The sequence below is a fragment of the Pseudomonas sp. RIT-562 genome (genome assembly GCF_026241895.1).
GTDB classification, from domain to species: domain Bacteria; phylum Pseudomonadota; class Gammaproteobacteria; order Pseudomonadales; family Pseudomonadaceae; genus Aquipseudomonas; species Aquipseudomonas mandelii_F.
Genome location: NZ_JAPJIV010000002.1, coordinates 295,791 through 311,759, shown reverse-complemented (window position 1 = coordinate 311,759; position 15,969 = coordinate 295,791). Strand labels below are relative to the sequence as shown.

General features: G+C 60.1%; 17 protein-coding genes. 11 read left to right on the top strand and 6 right to left on the bottom strand.

Annotated elements, in window-relative coordinates:
* The first annotated feature begins 110 nt into the window (after positions 1 to 110).
* On the top strand, positions 111 to 1,259 hold the full coding sequence (locus ORL50_RS04235) for a pyridoxal phosphate-dependent aminotransferase (protein WP_266010317.1): 1,149 nt from the start codon (positions 111 to 113) through the stop codon (positions 1,257 to 1,259).
* Positions 1,247 to 2,038 (top strand): amidohydrolase, encoded by a 792-nt coding sequence (locus ORL50_RS04230; protein WP_266010315.1) that lies wholly within the window; start codon positions 1,247 to 1,249, stop codon positions 2,036 to 2,038. Before ORL50_RS04235 ends, ORL50_RS04230 begins: the two co-directional genes overlap by 13 nt.
* A 155-nt stretch (positions 2,039 to 2,193) precedes the next feature.
* On the opposite strand, the gene leuA is transcribed toward ORL50_RS04230, so the two are convergent.
* The 3 genes from leuA to ORL50_RS04215 all read right to left on the bottom strand — a co-directional run bounded on the left by leuA (position 2,194) and on the right by ORL50_RS04215 (position 5,388).
* Positions 2,194 to 3,873 (bottom strand): 2-isopropylmalate synthase, encoded by a 1,680-nt coding sequence (gene leuA / locus ORL50_RS04225; protein ID WP_266010313.1) that lies wholly within the window; start codon positions 3,871 to 3,873, stop codon positions 2,194 to 2,196.
* Between the two features lie 364 nt (positions 3,874 to 4,237).
* Positions 4,238 to 4,741: a L,D-transpeptidase family protein gene (locus ORL50_RS04220; protein WP_266010311.1), complete on the bottom strand. Its 504-nt coding sequence runs from the start codon at positions 4,739 to 4,741 to the stop codon at positions 4,238 to 4,240.
* Positions 4,742 to 4,836: 95 nt separating this feature from the next.
* Complete coding sequence (locus tag ORL50_RS04215) at positions 4,837 to 5,388, bottom strand: NUDIX hydrolase (protein ID WP_266010309.1); 552 nt, start codon at positions 5,386 to 5,388, stop codon at positions 4,837 to 4,839.
* A 146-nt stretch (positions 5,389 to 5,534) separates the two neighbouring features.
* Between ORL50_RS04215 and ORL50_RS04210 the strand changes: the two genes are divergently transcribed.
* The 5 genes from ORL50_RS04210 to purT all read left to right on the top strand — a co-directional run bounded on the left by ORL50_RS04210 (position 5,535) and on the right by purT (position 8,765).
* Positions 5,535 to 6,134, top strand: a complete 600-nt coding sequence (locus ORL50_RS04210; RefSeq protein ID WP_266010307.1) for a CoA pyrophosphatase — start codon at positions 5,535 to 5,537, stop codon at positions 6,132 to 6,134.
* Positions 6,135 to 6,187: 53 nt separating this feature from the next.
* The gene (locus ORL50_RS04205; RefSeq protein ID WP_216744785.1) at positions 6,188 to 6,712 is read left to right on the top strand and encodes a gamma carbonic anhydrase family protein; all 525 of its coding nucleotides are present in this window, start codon (positions 6,188 to 6,190) and stop codon (positions 6,710 to 6,712) included.
* A complete protein-coding gene (locus ORL50_RS04200) occupies positions 6,709 to 6,924 on the top strand; it encodes a DUF1289 domain-containing protein (RefSeq protein ID WP_266010303.1) in 216 nt (71 codons plus the stop codon). Before ORL50_RS04205 ends, ORL50_RS04200 begins: the two co-directional genes overlap by 4 nt.
* A 91-nt stretch (positions 6,925 to 7,015) precedes the next feature.
* Entirely contained in the window at positions 7,016 to 7,483 is a 468-nt protein-coding gene (locus ORL50_RS04195) for a 7-cyano-7-deazaguanine/7-aminomethyl-7-deazaguanine transporter (protein ID WP_266010301.1), read from the top strand.
* 100 nt (positions 7,484 to 7,583) lie between these two features.
* Complete coding sequence (gene purT / locus ORL50_RS04190; RefSeq protein ID WP_266010299.1) at positions 7,584 to 8,765, top strand: formate-dependent phosphoribosylglycinamide formyltransferase; 1,182 nt, start codon at positions 7,584 to 7,586, stop codon at positions 8,763 to 8,765.
* A gap of 114 nt (positions 8,766 to 8,879) precedes the next feature.
* Here the strand turns inward: purT and ORL50_RS04185 are convergent, their stop codons facing one another.
* From ORL50_RS04185 to ORL50_RS04175, 3 genes are all read right to left on the bottom strand, one after another.
* On the bottom strand, positions 8,880 to 10,196 hold the full coding sequence (locus ORL50_RS04185) for an MFS transporter (protein WP_266010297.1): 1,317 nt from the start codon (positions 10,194 to 10,196) through the stop codon (positions 8,880 to 8,882).
* A 244-nt stretch (positions 10,197 to 10,440) separates the two neighbouring features.
* Positions 10,441 to 11,685 (bottom strand): transporter associated domain-containing protein, encoded by a 1,245-nt coding sequence (locus ORL50_RS04180; protein ID WP_266010295.1) that lies wholly within the window; start codon positions 11,683 to 11,685, stop codon positions 10,441 to 10,443.
* Between the two features lie 12 nt (positions 11,686 to 11,697).
* Positions 11,698 to 12,510, bottom strand: a complete 813-nt coding sequence (locus ORL50_RS04175) for a cytochrome C assembly family protein (protein WP_266010293.1) — start codon at positions 12,508 to 12,510, stop codon at positions 11,698 to 11,700.
* 195 nt (positions 12,511 to 12,705) lie between these two features.
* Here ORL50_RS04175 and ffh point away from each other — a divergent pair, with 195 nt between their 5' ends.
* From ffh to trmD, 4 genes are all read left to right on the top strand, one after another.
* On the top strand, positions 12,706 to 14,082 hold the full coding sequence (ffh, locus tag ORL50_RS04170; RefSeq protein ID WP_266010291.1) for a signal recognition particle protein: 1,377 nt from the start codon (positions 12,706 to 12,708) through the stop codon (positions 14,080 to 14,082).
* 297 nt (positions 14,083 to 14,379) lie between these two features.
* Positions 14,380 to 14,631 carry a 30S ribosomal protein S16 gene (gene rpsP / locus ORL50_RS04165; protein ID WP_010463010.1) on the top strand — a complete coding sequence of 84 codons (252 nt, stop codon included), beginning with the start codon at positions 14,380 to 14,382 and terminating at the stop codon, positions 14,629 to 14,631.
* Positions 14,632 to 14,636: 5 nt separating this feature from the next.
* The gene (rimM, locus tag ORL50_RS04160; protein WP_010463008.1) at positions 14,637 to 15,173 is read left to right on the top strand and encodes a ribosome maturation factor RimM; all 537 of its coding nucleotides are present in this window, start codon (positions 14,637 to 14,639) and stop codon (positions 15,171 to 15,173) included.
* Positions 15,155 to 15,928: a tRNA (guanosine(37)-N1)-methyltransferase TrmD gene (trmD, locus tag ORL50_RS04155; protein WP_178076548.1), complete on the top strand. Its 774-nt coding sequence runs from the start codon at positions 15,155 to 15,157 to the stop codon at positions 15,926 to 15,928. Before rimM ends, trmD begins: the two co-directional genes overlap by 19 nt.
* Positions 15,929 to 15,969: the final 41 nt, after the last annotated feature.

The following is a 15,969-nucleotide window of genomic DNA, read 5'->3' as shown; positions in this document are numbered from 1 at the left end:
TCTCAAAAAAAGGGTGCCATCCGGCGCCCTTTTTTTATGGGCGCCGTATGGGCTATCCTCGGGCTCTCCCGCGCCGCCGTTAGAGCCGGGTGCAGAGCAGGGAATCACCGATGATCACCAGTAAGCTGCCGAATGTCGGCATCACTATCTTCACTCAGATGTCGCAGCTCGCGGCGCAAACCGGCGCGTTGAATCTGTCCCAGGGCTTCCCCGATTTCGACGCCCCGCAGGCACTGTGCGATGCGGTCGGCCGCCACATCGCCCAAGGCCATAACCAGTATTCGCCAATGACCGGCCTGCCGGCGCTGCGCCAGCAGGTAGCGTCCAAGATCGCTCGCAGCTACGGCATCAACGTTGATGCCGACAGCGAAGTGACGATCACACCTGGCGCGACCCAGGCGATCTTCTGCGCGATACAGGCAGTCATCAATAACGGCGACGAAGTTATCGTGTTCGACCCGTGCTACGACAGCTACGAACCTTCGGTGGAATTGGCCGGCGGTCGTTGCGTTCATGTGCAGCTGGGTCTGGATGACTTCGCCATCGACTTCCAGAAACTCGCTGAAGCCATCACGCCGCGCACGCGAATGATCGTTCTCAACACCCCGCATAACCCCAGTGGTGCACTGATCAGTCGCGCCGAGCTGGACCAACTGGCGCAGCTGATTCGGGACCGCGACATCTACCTCATCAGCGACGAGGTCTACGAGCACCTGGTGTTTGACGCAGTGCCCCACGTCAGCGTGCTCGCCCACGAAGAGCTGTACCAGCGCGCATTCGTGATCAGCTCCTTCGGCAAGACCTACCACGTCACCGGCTGGAAAACCGGCTACGTGGTCGCGCCACCGGCCCTCACCGCAGAAATGCGCAAGGTTCACCAGTACGTCAGTTTCTGCGGGGTGACTCCGTTGCAATTCGCCCTGGCCGACTTCATGGCCGAGCACCCGGAACATGTCGAGGAGCTGCCGGCGTTCTATCAGGCCAAGCGCGACCTGTTCTGCGACTTGCTGGCGCCGTCGCGTTTCAGTTTCCAGCGAGTGGCAGGCACCTATTTCCAGCTGGTCGACTATTCGCAGATTCGCCCGGACCTCAACGACGTCGACATGGCGTTGTGGATGACCCGCGAACACGGGGTGGCCAGCATTCCGATCTCGGTGTTCTACCAGACTCCGCCCGAAGGGCAGCGCCTGATACGCCTGTGCTTCGCCAAACGCGAGGAGACCCTGCGTGAAGCAGCGGAAAAACTATGCGTGATCTGAGTGCCTTGCCGAACCTGAACATCGCGCTGATCCAGACCACGCTCGCCTGGCATGACCGCCAGGCCAACCTGGAGCACTTCGAGCAACTGCTGGAGCAGGCACGCGGCGCGGATCTGATCATCCTGCCGGAAATGTTCACCACCGGTTTCTCCATGGAATCCGAGACCTTGGCCGAGCCGGAGAACGGCCCCACCAGCAAATGGCTGCGGCTGCAGGCGGCGAAGTTCGACGCGGTGATTACCGGCAGCGTCATTGTGCAAGCCAGTGATGGCAGCCATCGCAATCGCCTTTTATGGGCGCGCCCGGACGGCGAGGTGCTGCACTACGACAAGCGCCATCTGTTTCGCATGGCGGGTGAGCACAACCATTACACCCCGGGCGAGCGCCAGGTGCAGTTCGAGCTGAAAGGCTGGCGGGTGCGTCCGCTGATTTGCTACGACCTGCGATTCCCGGTCTGGAGTCGTGATGCCCAGGACACTGACCTGTTGCTGTACACCGCTAACTGGCCCGGAGCGCGGCGTCAGCACTGGAACCGCTTGCTGCCGGCGCGGGCCATCGAGAACCTGTGTTATGTCGCGGCAGTGAATCGTGTCGGTACCGATGGCAAAGGGTTCGCGTATACCGGCGACAGCCAGGTGCTGGATTTCCAGGGTGAGACCTTGCTGAGCGCGGGGGAGGCCGACGGGGTATTTCAGGTGGTGCTGAATGCAGCCGAGCTGGCGGCGTATCGCACCAGGTTTCCGGCGAATCTGGATGCTGATACCTTCGAGTTCACCTGATACCGGAAAAGATCGCAGCCTGCGGCAGCTCCTACAGGAGACCGCATTCCGAGGTAGGAGCTGGCGAAGGCTGCGATCTATTGATCATGAAACAGCACAAACAAAAAGGCCCCAAGGTTCGCACCAAGGGGCCTTTTGCATTGCGGTTGAGGCTTTTACGCCGCTTTTGCTTCCGGCTGGCTCAACGACCGGTTCAGCGCGCTGAACAGGGCCTTGAAGCTGGCGGTGGTGATGTTCTCGTCGATACCGACGCCGTGCACCGCACGCTCACCATTGACTCGCAGTTCGATGTAGGCCGCCGCCTTGGCATTGGTGCCCGCGCCGATCGCGTGTTCGTTGTAGTCCATGATCTCCACCGGAATTGGCAGGCCGGCCACCAGGGCTTCGAGGGCGCCGTTGCCTTTGCCCTGCCAGCGCAGATTGGTTTCACCCTGGCCTTTGCTCGACACTTCGACTTCCACCGAGCTGTTGCCGTTTTCTTCCTGCAGGCGATGGCTGACCAGCGCGTACGGGGTGTTGGCTTGCAGGTATTCACGCTGCAGCAAGGCGTAGATCTGCGGCGCGGTCATCTCCAGGCCCACGCGGTCGGTTTCGGCCTGGACTACCTGGCTGAACTCGATCTGCATGCGACGCGGCAGGCTGATGTCGTATTCCTGTTCGAGCAAGTAGGCGATACCGCCTTTGCCCGACTGGCTGTTGACGCGGATCACCGCCTCGTAGCTGCGGCCGATGTCGGCCGGGTCGATCGGCAAGTACGGCACTTCCCACAAGGCGCCCTGTTTCTGCTGGGCGAAGCCCTTGCGGATGGCGTCCTGGTGCGAGCCGGAGAACGCGGTGTGGACCAGGTCGCCGACATATGGGTGGCGTGGGTGCACCTGGATCTGGTTGCACTCCTCGACAACCTTGCGCACGCCATCGATGTCCGAAAAGTCCAGCTCAGGGTGTATGCCCTGGGTGTAGAGGTTCAGTGCCACGGTCACGAGGTCGACGTTACCGGTACGCTCGCCATTGCCGAACAGGCAGCCTTCGACGCGATCAGCGCCGGCCATCAGGCCCAATTCTGTAGCGGCAACGCCAGTGCCACGGTCGTTGTGGGTGTGCAGGCTGATGATCACGCTGTCACGACGGTTGATGTGACGGCCGAACCATTCGATCTGGTCGGCGTAGATGTTCGGGGTGGCGCACTCGACGGTGGCCGGCAAGTTGAGGATCATCTTGTGCTCGGGCGTCGGGTTCCAGACCTCGATCACCGCATCACACACTTCCTTGGCAAACTCCAGTTCGGTGGCGCTGAAGGTTTCCGGAGAGTATTCGAAGGTCCACTCGGTGTCCGGCTGCTGGGCGGCATACTTGACGAACAACTTGGCGGCGCTGACAGCGATTTCCTTGATGCCGTCCTTGTCTTGGTTGAAGACAATGCGACGGAACGACGGCGAGGTCGCGTTATACAAGTGAACGATGGCTTTCTTCGCCCCGCGCAAGGATTCGAAGGTGCGCTCGATCAGGTCTTCACGGCCCTGGGTCAACACCTGGATAGTGGTGTCATCCGGGATGTGGTTGCCTTCGATCAGGGTACGCACGAAGTCGAAGTCGGTTTGCGAAGCGGCCGGGAACGAGGCTTCGATTTCTTTCACGCCGACCTGCACCAGGGTTTTCCAGAAGCGCAGCTTTTTAACCGCGTCCATTGGCTCGATCAGCGACTGGTTGCCGTCGCGCAGGTCCGAGCTGCACCAGATCGGCGCGGCGGTGATGGTCTTCGATGGCCAGGTGCGGTCCGGGATATCGATGGTCGGAAACGCGCGGTACTTCGAAGACGGGTCTTTGAGCATGCTCATCGGGAAATCCTTGTTGTAGGGGCCGAAAAAAGGCGGCCTGCCGGTAGATCAAAAGTTCTGGGGGTCAAGCGTAGGACGAGGCACCGCGATTCAGCCCGGCAGTCGTGCACTGACGAGGCACAGACTGCGGTGCTGGCGAAGCTGAATGAGGGTGTGAGAGGTTTTCATGCCTTCAACCCTAACCGCGAGGGTGAAGGTTGGCAAGCGGTCGAAAAAAATTGAGAGGAATACTCTTGGGAGGAGAATTCACGAGATTTTATTGCTTGGATTCAGCCTGATTATCCCAATGATTGCTCAGGGTCTAAACACTGCGCAATCGATCGGGTGGTCTCGGGGACTAAAAGGGTTGGGGGCCTGAGCCGGGTTACGGACGAATCTCGATCATCGTGCCATCCGGGACCAGGCCCCACACTTCGCGCATGTCCATGTTGCGCATGGCGACGCAGCCGTCGGTCCAGTCCAGGGTGTGGAACAGGTTTTCCGGGTAGTCGTAGGTATCGGGAGTGCCGTGGATCATGATCATGCCCCCGGGCGGCACACCTTCACGCTGCGAGCGCGCGGAGTCGGCGGCATTCGGGTAGGAGATGTGCATGGCCAGGTTGAAGCGGTCGCTGACTTTGCGCCAGTCCACCCAATAGAAACCTTCCGGCGTGCGCTTGTCGCCTTCCATCAGCTTGGCGCCCTTGGGCTGCTTGCCCAGGGAAATTCGATAGGTTCGCACGGGCTGGCCATCGGCAATCAATTGCAATTGATGAGCAGACTTGAGCACCAACACCTTTTCGATACGTTTGCCGTCCAGGGTCACCACGGTGGAGGCCTGGGACAGGGTAATGAACGACAGGCAAAACAGGGCAAGCAACCAGCGCATTAAAACGATATCCCTAAGAGGTGTCGCAACTATCTTATTGTAGGAGCTGCCGCAGGCTGCGATCTTTTCGCTTTGGCAATATTTCGCACTACAAATCAAACAATGACCGCCTGAGTCAGCGGCGGAATCGATTCCGACCTCACTGGGTAGACCTCGGACCGCCGGTCAGCGAAGAAGCATTCTAGAGTACGTCCCACTGTGCGGAAAGCCAGGTCGGACCAAGGGATGTCGGCTTCCTCGAAAAGCTGCACTTCCAGGCTTTCTATGCCAGCTGCAAAATCCAGGTCTACCAGTTCGGCGCGATAGAACACGTGTACCTGGCTGATGTGCGGCACGTCGATCAGGGTATAGATGTTCAGGTCGCGAACCCGGGCACAGGCTTCCTCGGCGGTTTCGCGGATGGCGGCCTGTTCGATGGTCTCACCGTTCTCCATGAACCCGGCGGGCAGGGTCCAGTAGCCGAGCCGTGGCTCGATGGCCCGCCGGCACAGCAATACCTTCGAGCCCCAGGTGGCCACGCAGCCGGCGACGATATTGGGGTTCTGGTAATGGATGGTGTGACAGCTGTCACAGACAAACCGCAGGCGCGAATCGCCTTCGGGAATGCGTTGGGTCACCGGGTTGCCGCACTGGCTGCAAAATTTCATGCTTGGGTTCCTGAATGCTGCGCCTATCTTGGCGTGCGGCAGTGCCGGTCGGCAAGTTGTCGTTTCGCGACAGACGGCTATTCGGGGGTTGGGCGGCCGGTGTGATTGGTGCATGATGCAGGGTAAGTTACAGATCGAGATCACTCATGCTGGACGAGCTACTGCATCGGGTAAGCAACCACACACCGCGAACCCTGGAAACCGACAAACGTTTTCCCGAGGCCGCCGTACTGGTGCCCATCACCCGCAGTGACGAACCGGAACTGGTTCTGACCCTGCGCGCCAGCGGGCTCTCGACCCATGGCGGAGAAGTGGCCTTCCCCGGCGGCCGTCGTGACCCGGAAGACCCTGACCTGATTTTCACCGCCCTGCGCGAAGCCGAAGAAGAAATTGGCCTGCCGCCCGGGTTGGTCGAGGTGATCGGGCCTCTCAGCCCGCTGATTTCGCTGCATGGCATCAAGGTTACGCCGTATGTCGGAGTGATCCCTGATTTCGTCGAGTATCGGGCCAACGATGCCGAGATCGCGGCGGTGTTCAGTGTACCGCTGCAGTTTTTCCGCGAAGATCCCCGCGAGCATACCCATCGCATCGATTATCAGGGGCGCAGCTGGTATGTGCCGAGCTATCGGTACGGCGAGTTCAAGATCTGGGGCCTGACGGCGATCATGATCGTTGAGTTGATCAACTTGCTGTATGACGCGAAAATCAGCCTGCACCAGCCGCCCAAAAGTTTTATCAACACCTGAAGCCATCGTTCGTATGGCAATACCCGAGCCGGCCTGGCCCTGAGGACAACAAGATGAAATACCGCCTGGGCGACGCCCGAGTCGAGACCCACCCGCAGAGCTGGGTTGCCCCCAACGCCGTGCTGGTAGGCAAGGTCAAACTGGAAGAGGGTGCCAACGTCTGGTTCAACGCTGTGCTGCGCGGCGACAATGAATTGATCCTGATCGGCAAAAACAGCAACGTCCAGGACGGTACGGTGATGCACACCGACATGGGCTACCCGTTGACCATCGGCACCGGCGTGACCATCGGCCACAATGCGATGCTGCACGGCTGCACCGTGGGTGATTACAGCCTGATCGGGATCAATGCGGTAATTCTCAACGGCGCAAAAATTGGCAAGAACTGCATTATTGGTGCGAATTCGCTGATCGGCGAGGGCAAGGAAATTCCCGATGGCTCACTGGTGATGGGCTCGCCGGGGAAAGTGGTGCGTGAGTTGACCGAGCAGCAGAAGAAAATGCTCGAGGCCAGCGCCGCGCACTATGTGCACAACTCCCAGCGCTATGCCCGCGATTTGGTTGAGCAGGAACAATGACCACCGCCGAACGCCCGGTGCGCTCGCCTTGCGTAAACGTCTGCGCGCTGGATGACGATGACATCTGCACCGGTTGCCAGCGCACGGTCGACGAGATCACGCGCTGGAGCCGGATGGACAACGACGAACGACGCAAGGTGTTGGGGTTGTGCCATGAGCGGGCCAAGTCCAGTGGGCTGATCTGGATGATCGGCAAAACCCCAGGCCTGTAGATGATCGGCAGAACACCTCTGTTTTGGATTTGGCGCTGGTGTATGTCTGAAGTACCCTGCGCAGCAAATTTGACAGGTATCTCCACGCCCCATGCTCTTCCTGATCGCCTACATCAGCAGCGTCGTGCTGATCAACTATGCCTTTTCCTCCGCCCCGCACCTGGACATCATCTGGTCGGCCTGGGGTGGTTTGGTGTTCGTGCTGCGCGACATGGTTCAAACCCGCTTCGGGCATGGGGCAATCATCGCCATGCTGGCGGCGCTGGTGTTGTCCTATGTCACCTCGGACCCTTCCATCGCCTTGGCCAGCGCCACGGCTTTCGCGGTTTCCGAGTGCATTGACTGGCTGGTATTCAGCATCACCAAGCGCCCACTGCACGACCGTCTGTGGATAAGTTCGGCGCTGAGTATTCCGCTCGATACCTTCATCTTCTTCGGCATGATCGACGCGTTCACCCCGGCCGTGATCCTCACCGCCATGGCCTCCAAGTTCGCGGGCGTGACCGCCGTCTGGCTGATCATGGCCTGGCGCCTGCGCAAACAGGCCGTCGCCAGCTGAAGCCAAACCCGCCGGTTCATGTAAAATGCCGCGCTTTCTCCCCATGGGATGCGCGCCCGGCGTTGCTTCCCTCGATGATCCGCTTCTTTGAGGACCTGAGATGACCCGTATCGGAACTCCATTGTCGCCAACCGCGACCCGCGTATTGCTGTGTGGCTGTGGCGAGTTGGGCAAGGAAGTGGTGATCGAGCTGCAGCGCTTGGGCGTTGAAGTGATCGCCGTGGATCGTTATGCCAACGCACCGGCCATGCAGGTCGCGCACCGCAGCCACGTGATCAACATGCTCGATGGCGCCGCCCTGCGTGCGGTCATCGAAGCAGAAAAACCGCACTTCATCGTGCCGGAAATCGAAGCCATCGCCACCGCGACCCTGGTCGAGCTGGAGGCCGAAGGTTTCACCGTGATTCCGACCGCGCGCGCCGCGCAGCTGACCATGAACCGTGAAGGCATTCGTCGCCTGGCCGCTGAAGAGCTGGACCTGCCGACTTCGCCTTACCACTTCGCCGACACCTTCGAGGATTACAGCAAGGCGGTCGAAGACCTCGGCTTCCCTTGTGTGGTCAAGCCGGTGATGAGTTCGTCGGGCAAGGGCCAGAGCCTGCTGCGCAGTGTCGATGACGTGAAGACTGCGTGGGACTACGCGCAAGAAGGCGGCCGAGCCGGCAAAGGTCGGGTGATCATCGAGGGCTTCATCGATTTCGATTACGAAATCACCTTGCTGACCGTGCGCCACGTCGGCGGCACCACGTTCTGCGCGCCGGTTGGGCATCGTCAGGAGAAGGGCGATTACCAGGAGTCCTGGCAGCCACAGGCCATGAGCCCGGTCGCGCTGGCAGAGTCCGAGCGAGTCGCCAAAGCCGTGACTGAGGCCCTGGGTGGCCGTGGCCTGTTTGGCGTCGAGTTGTTCATCAAGGGCGATCAGGTGTGGTTCAGCGAAGTGTCGCCACGGCCACATGATACCGGCCTGGTCACGCTGATCTCCCAAGACCTGTCGCAGTTCGCGCTGCACGCCCGGGCCATCCTGGGCTTGCCGATCCCGTTGATCCGTCAGTTCGGGCCTTCGGCTTCGGCGGTGATTCTGGTGGAAGGGCAGTCGACCCAGACGGCGTTCGCCAATCTTGGTGCGGCGTTGAGCGAACCGGATACCGCGCTACGCTTGTTCGGCAAGCCTGAGGTTAACGGTCAGCGCCGCATGGGTGTGGCGTTGGCGCGGGATGAGTCGATCGAAGCGGCTCGGGCCAAGGCTACCCGGGCTTCTCAGGCCGTCGTAGTAGAGTTGTAAACCGAGGCGCGGCTATCGCGAGCAGGCTCACTCCTACGGGAATGCTGGTTGGGCATACATTTTGTGCGCATCCAAGTCCGGTGTAGGAGTGAGCCTGCTCGCGATGGCGGTCTGTCAGGCCACCTTGTTCAAATCGTTATGCCGCGTTTCCTTCAAGCACAGCACCGCAATCAGGCTCAACACCGCCGCCCCCGACACATATCCCCCCACATAACTCAGCCCGCCCATCGCCACCAGCTTCTGCGCGAAGAACGGTGCAGCCGAGGCCCCGACGATGCCACCGAGGTTGTAGGCCGCCGACGCGCCGGTGTAGCGCACATGGGTCGGGAACAGCTCAGGCAACAGCGCTCCCATCGGCGCAAACGTCACGCCCATCAGAAACAGTTCGATGCACAGGAACAGCGCCACGCCCCAGGTCGAACCCTGGGTCAGCAGCGGCTCCATCAGAAACCCGGACAGAATCGCCAGCACGCCACCGATGATCAGCACCGGTTTGCGTCCGTAGCGGTCACTGGCCCAGGCCGACAGCGGAGTGGCAGCCGCCATGAACAGCACGGCGAAGCACAGCAGGGCCAGGAAAGTCTCGCGGGTGTAGCCCAGGGTTGAGACGCCATAGCTCAGCGAGAACACTGTGGATATGTAGAACAGCGCATAGCACACCACCATGGAGCCAGCCCCCAGCAACGTAGGGGCCCAATACTGGCTGAACAACTCGACCAGGGGCATCTTCACCCGTTCCTGGCGCGCCATGGCATTGGCGAACACCGGTGTTTCGTGGAGTTTGAGGCGTACATACAGACCCACCATCACCAGCGCCGCACTCAGCAGGAACGGAATCCGCCAGCCCCACGAGCGGAACTGCTCGTCGCTCAGGGTCATCGCCAGGGTCAGGAACAGGCCGTTGGCCGCAAGGAAGCCGATCGAAGGCCCAAGCTGGGGAAACATGCCGAACCAGGCGCGTTTGCCCTTGGGCGCATTCTCCGTCGCCAACAGCGCCGCACCGCCCCATTCGCCGCCAAGGCCCAGGCCCTGGCCGAAGCGCAACACGCAAAGGAGGATGGGTGCCCAGGCTCCGATGCTGTCGTAGCCCGGCAATACGCCGATCAGCGTGGTGCACACGCCCATCAGCAATAGCGAAGCGACCAGGGTCGATTTACGCCCGATGCGGTCGCCAAAATGGCCGAACAGCGCCGAGCCGAGAGGACGGGCCAGGAACGCAATGCCAAAGGTCAGGAAGGCCGACAGCATTTGCGCGGTGCCGGAGGTCTGGGGGAAAAATACCGGGCCGATCACCAGTGCAGCGGCAGTGGCGTAGACGTAGAAGTCGTAGAACTCGATGGCGGTGCCGATAAAGCTCGCCGTGGCCACGCGGGTGGCGGAGTTGGTGGGTTGTGCAGGCGTGGTTTCGCTGTAAGTCGTGCTGGTTGTCATGCGGTTATCCCTGACAGTCATGTGCCCCAGTGGAGCGAATTATTATGGTCGAACACCCAGGGATGTGGGTTTAACGCGGAGTGCGGATAGCACTGGGGTGGGGCGGCGCTTGGGTAAGCGGCTCGATTATAGGAAGGTGGCTAACGATTCAACAAGAGGCAAAAAGATCGCAGCCTTCGGCAGCTCCTACGTCCGGAATGCATTCCACTGTAGGAACTACCGCAGGCTGCGATCTTTTGGTTATCTAACGGACGGGCACGAGGGCCGGCACCGAACTGGTGTGCCAGACCAGCACCTGGGTCACGCGGTTATCCTCAGTCTCGAGAATCTCCAGTCGATAACGCCCGATCTTCAGGCATACGGAGCTCTCTGGAATGGTCTCCAGGGCTTCGGTCACCAGGCCGTTGAGGGTTTTCGGGCCGTCGCTTGGCAGGTGCCAGCCCAGGCTCTTGTTCAGCTCGCGAATCGACGCGGCACCCTCGATCATCAGCCGGCCATCAGGCTGTGGATGAACGTGCGGGTTGGCCAGGCTGTGCTGGCTTTCGAACTCGCCGACGATTTCTTCGAGGATGTCTTCCAGGGTGACGATTCCGAGCACTTCGCCGTATTCGTCCACCACCATGCCCAGGCGTCTCTGTTGCTTGTGGAAGTTCAGCAGCTGCAGCTGCAGCGGCGTGCTCTCCGGCACGAAGTACGGTTCGTGGCAGGCCGCGAGCAATGCCTCGATCGTCAGGCTGGCGTCCGCCAGCAGATGGCGGATCTGCCGGGTATTGAGCACCGCCTCGACCTGATTGATATCGCTGTGAAACACCGGCAGGCGAGTGCGGCGGTTGTTGCGCAACTGTTCGATGATCTCCGGGAGATCGTCGTCGAGGTTGATTCCGTCGACGTCACTGCGCGGCACCAGGATGTCATTGACCGTGATGTTGTCCAGCGCGTGGATACCGGCCAGCACGTGCGGGCGGCAGGACGCAGGTTCGTGGTCTTCGTGGCGATCCGTGGTGGATTCGTCTGCGCTCTGGCGCACCACCTTGACCTTGCGCGCGAACGGGCGCATCAGCAGCTGGCTCAAGCCGTTGAGTAACCAGGCGGCGGGATAGACGATTTTCAGCGGTGCACCGAGCAAGGTGTTGCCCAGGCTGAGAACAGCGTCGGGATAACGCACGGCGAGCGCACGCGGCAGATAGTCGGCGAACACCAGCAGAATTGCGCCCGCGCCGATGCAGGCCGCCCATGGGCCATTTTCCGCCCAGGTGAAAATCGCCAGCAGGGTGCTGATGACCATCACCAGGGCACGACACAGCGTGTTGCAAAGGATCAGGCTATTGAGCGGGAAATTCAGCTTCGCCACCGGCTTGTCGCTCGCGCGCGAGGCTGTGCGCTGGGCCAGCAGGTGTTGTTGTGCGACCTCAATGGCGGTGAACAGCCCCGACCACAAAATCAGCAGGGCAATCACTGCGAGCATCGGCCCTATGGGCAAGTCGTCCATTAATGCCGCCCGTCAGATGTGCAGAATGTATTCACGGACCAGCTTGCTGCCGAAGTAGGCCAGCATCAGCAGACAGAAGCCGGCGAGGGTCCAGCGGATAGCCTTGTGCCCGCGCCAGCCGAGTCGATTGCGGCCCCACAGCAGCACGCTGAAGACGATCCAGGCGAGGCACGCCAGCAGGGTCTTGTGCACCAGGTGCTGGGCAAACAGATTGTCGACGAACAGCCAGCCGGAAATCAGCGACAGCGACAGCAGGGTCCAACCAGCCCAGAGGAAGCCGAACAGCAGGCTTTCCATGGTTTGCAGCGGCGGGAAGTTTTTGATCAGCCCAGAAGGGTGCTTGTGCTTGAGCTGATGATCCTGAACCAGCAGCAGCAATGCCTGGAACACCGCAATGGTGAACATCCCGTAAGCCAGGATCGACAGCAGGATATGCGCGAGGATACCCGGCGCTTCGTCGATGATCTGCACCGTGCCAGCAGGCGCGAACTGCGCGAGCAGCACCGTCGCGGCGCCCAGCGGGAACAGCAGGATCAGCAGGTTCTCCACCGGAATACGCGAGCAGGCCAGCAGGGTCAGGGCAATGACCGCTGCTGCAATCAGGCTGGCGGCGCTGAAGAAATCCAGGCCCAGGCCGATCGGCGTCAACAGGTGGGTGAGCAGGCTCGCGCTATGGGCCAGGACAGCCAGGATGCCGAGCGTGACCAACAGGCGCTTGTTCGCCTTGGCGCCGGTGGCCAAGCGAGTGCCCTGGTAGATGGTCGCAGCGGCGTAGAGGCAGGCGGCGGCGAGGGTAGTTAGCAAACTGGGTGACAAGGGGAGCATAAATCCTGTTAGGCAAGCCCGAAAGGCGCTGAGTTTGGCATAGAACCCTCATCGCACGAAAGTGCGAGGTGTCCGCCAGACGCAGTCTTCGCTATAATCCGCGACCTGCCCACGCCGCAGGCTCGCCGAGCACATGTTTATTCCGGTCTGGGCCGCCATTATCCCGGTCTACACAGGGCCTGAAAGGATCGCGCAATGTTTGAAAACTTAACCGACCGTCTCTCGCAGACGCTGCGCCATGTCACCGGCAAGGCCAAGCTGACCGAAGACAACATCAAGGACACCTTGCGTGAAGTGCGCATGGCGCTGCTCGAGGCCGACGTGGCCTTGCCGGTGGTCAAGGACTTCGTCAATTCGGTCAAGGAACGTGCCGTCGGCACCGAGGTGTCGCGCAGCCTGACCCCGGGCCAGGCGTTCGTGAAGATCGTCCAGGCCGAACTCGAAAGCCTGATGGGCGCGGCCAACGAAGACTTGAACCTGAGCGCCGTACCGCCAGCCGTCGTATTGATGGCCGGTTTGCAGGGTGCGGGTAAAACCACCACCGCCGGTAAACTTGCGCGCTTCCTTAAAGAGCGCAAGAAGAAGTCGGTCATGGTTGTGTCCGCCGACGTCTACCGTCCTGCGGCAATCAAGCAGCTGGAAATGCTTGCCGGTGAAGTAGGCGTGACCTTCTTCCCTTCCGACCTGAGCCAGAAACCGGTCGAGATCGCGCAAGCGGCTATTAAAGAAGCAAAACTCAAATTCATCGACGTGGTCATCGTCGATACCGCCGGTCGTCTGCACATCGACGAAGAGATGATGGGTGAGATCAAGGCGCTGCACGCTGCGATCAACCCGGTGGAAACCCTGTTCGTGGTCGACGCCATGACCGGCCAGGACGCCGCCAACACGGCCAAGGCCTTTGGCGACGCTTTGCCGCTGACCGGTGTGATCCTGACCAAGGTCGACGGCGACGCCCGTGGCGGTGCTGCACTGTCGGTCCGCGCCATCACCGGCAAGCCGATCAAGTTCATCGGTATGGGCGAGAAGAGCGAAGCGCTCGAGCCGTTCCACCCGGAGCGTATCGCTTCGCGCATCCTCGGCATGGGCGACGTGCTCAGCCTGATCGAGCAGGCCGAACAGACCCTCGACAAGGACAAGGCCGACAAGCTGGCCAAGAAGCTGAAGAAGGGCAAGGGCTTCGACCTCGAAGACTTCCGCGATCAGCTGCAACAGATGAAAAACATGGGCGGCCTCGGCGGCCTCATGGACAAGCTGCCGAATATCGGTGGTGTGAACCTGGCGCAAATGGGCAATGCCCAGGGCGCGGCAGAGAAGCAGTTCAAGCAAATGGAAGCCATCATCAACTCCATGACCCCGGCCGAGCGCCGTGACCCTGAGCTGATCAGCGGTTCGCGCAAGCGCCGGATCGCCATGGGTTCCGGCACTCAGGTGCAGGACATTGGTCGCTTGATCAAGCAGCACAAGCAGATGCAGAAGATGATGAAGAAATTCTCCGCCAAAGGCGGAATGGCCAAAATGATGCGCGGCATGGGCGGTATGTTGCCCGGCGGCGGTATGCCGAAAATTTAGTGTCCAGTCACGCCAATACTGCTCAATTTTGGCGAGACTGGACACAAAGAATCCGCGCCGGCAGTCATGTCGGCGCAGACCCACAGCGATGTGGGATCAACAGCAAACCCGCACTTGGCGGGAGCTGACTGGCCGTTTTCAACGACGGCTCTATAGCAAATCTGCATGGCGTCCGATAGGCCGCCGGAAAAAGACATTTGCAAAAGTCCGGATATTCCTTAGAATATGCGGCCTTTCGGGCACCTATGCCCGCTGTGCCTTTAGATTTGCAGCACCGACTACAGGAACGATGTTCACATGCTAACAATCCGTCTTGCCCTTGGCGGCTCCAAAAAGCGCCCGTTTTACCACTTGACCGTAACCGACAGCCGCAACCCGCGCGACGGTTCGCACAAGGAACAGGTTGGTTTCTTCAACCCTGTTGCTCGTGGTCAAGAAGTTCGTCTGTCCGTGAACCAAGAGCGCGTAGCCTACTGGCTGAGCGTTGGTGCACAACCTTCTGAGCGCGTTGCTCAGTTGTTGAAGGATGCATCTAAGGCTGCGGCCTGAGCGATATGAACGCGACGCCTGCCATTGCTGATGATTTGATCGTTATCGGCAAGATTTACTCTGTCCATGGCGTTCGCGGCGAAGTGAAGGTGTATTCCTTTACTGATCCGACTGAAAACCTGTTGCAGTACAAAACCTGGACGCTCAAGCGCGAAGGCAATGTCAAACAGGTCGAGCTGGTCAGCGGACGCGGGAACGACAAGTTCCTGGTCGCGAAGCTCAAGGGTCTTGATGATCGTGAAGAAGCTCGTCTTCTGGCCGGTTATGAGATCTGCGTGCCGCGCAACCTGTTCCCTGAATTGACCGACGGCGAGTACTACTGGTACCAGCTGGAAGGTCTGAAGGTTATTGATCAACTCGGGCAATTGCTCGGGAAAATCGATCATCTTCTGGAAACCGGCGCCAATGATGTAATGGTGGTCAAGCCTTGCGCTGGCAGCCTGGATGATCGCGAACGCCTGTTGCCCTATACCGAGCAATGTGTGTTGGCAGTCGACCTCGCAGCAGGCGAGATGAAGGTGGAATGGGATGCGGACTTCTAAGCGTGGCTAATTTGCGCGTAGAAGTGATCAGTTTGTTTCCCGAGATGTTCTCCGCCATCAGCGAGTACGGCATCACCAGTCGTGCGGTGAAACAGGGGCTGTTGCAGCTTACCTGTTGGAATCCGCGAGACTACACGACGGATCGACATCACACTGTGGACGATCGCCCATTTGGCGGTGGCCCGGGCATGGTGATGAAGATCAAGCCCCTGGAAGATGCTCTGGTTCAGGCCAAGGCAGCAGCCGGGGAGGCGGCGAAGGTGATTTACCTGTCCCCCCAAGGCCGTCAACTGAATCAGTCGGCGGTACGCGAGTTGGCGAATCTGGATGCATTGATCCTGATTGCCGGCCGTTATGAAGGCATTGACGAGCGTTTCATAGATGCTCATGTCGATGAAGAGTGGTCGATTGGCGACTATGTACTGTCTGGCGGCGAGCTGCCGGCGATGGTCCTGATCGATGCGGTTACACGACTGCTGCCTGGAGCTTTAGGGCATGCGGACTCCGCCGAGGAAGATTCCTTTACGGATGGTTTGCTGGATTGCCCGCACTACACCCGACCTGAGGTGTATGCGGATCAGCGTGTTCCCGACGTGTTGCTAAGTGGCAATCACGCGCATATCCGGCGTTGGCGTTTACAGCAGTCCCTTGGTAGGACCTTTGAACGACGCGCCGATCTTCTGGAAAGCCGCTCGCTTTCTGGAGAAGAGAAGAAGCTGCTCGAGGAATACATCCGCGAGCGGGACGATAGTTAACAACGTATCGATGGTAAATCCGTTGATTTACCTTAGGAGCA